This is a genomic window from Paenibacillus sp. 23TSA30-6 (assembly GCF_014858585.1).
Lineage (GTDB): Bacteria > Bacillota > Bacilli > Paenibacillales > Paenibacillaceae > Paenibacillus.
Genome location: NZ_SLTL01000114.1, coordinates 1 through 376, shown reverse-complemented (window position 1 = coordinate 376; position 376 = coordinate 1). Strand labels below are relative to the sequence as shown.

Annotated in this window: 1 protein-coding gene; it reads right to left on the bottom strand. The window is 53.5% G+C overall.

Annotated elements, in window-relative coordinates; genetic code table 11:
- A partial coding sequence (locus tag E0698_RS26335) for a condensation domain-containing protein (protein WP_192513440.1) occupies positions 1–376 on the bottom strand: 376 nt, incomplete at both ends.

The following is a 376-nucleotide window of genomic DNA, read 5'->3' as shown; positions in this document are numbered from 1 at the left end:
ATGAAGCATCCGAGCCAGGTAACAAAGTCTGCTGTTCAAAGCCCGCCAAATAGCTGCTCCAATACTCTTTTGCCGCACGTTCATCCTGACGCCCCAGCCATTCGATATATTGGCCATACGGTGTGATCGCAGCAAGCTCCGGCTGCTTCTGCTCCAGCAGCGCAAAGTACGTACCAAACACTTCGCCTGTCACCAGCGACAAGCACCAGCCGTCCATGACAATGTGATGGAAGCTCCATACCAAGTGATACATCTCTTCATCTGTCTGCAATACCTGTACGCGCATGAGCGCATCGGTACCGAGATTAAAGCCCCGGGCCTGGTCCTCCTGCTTGAACGCATGGATATACGCCTTTTGCTCCGCTTCCTGCATTCC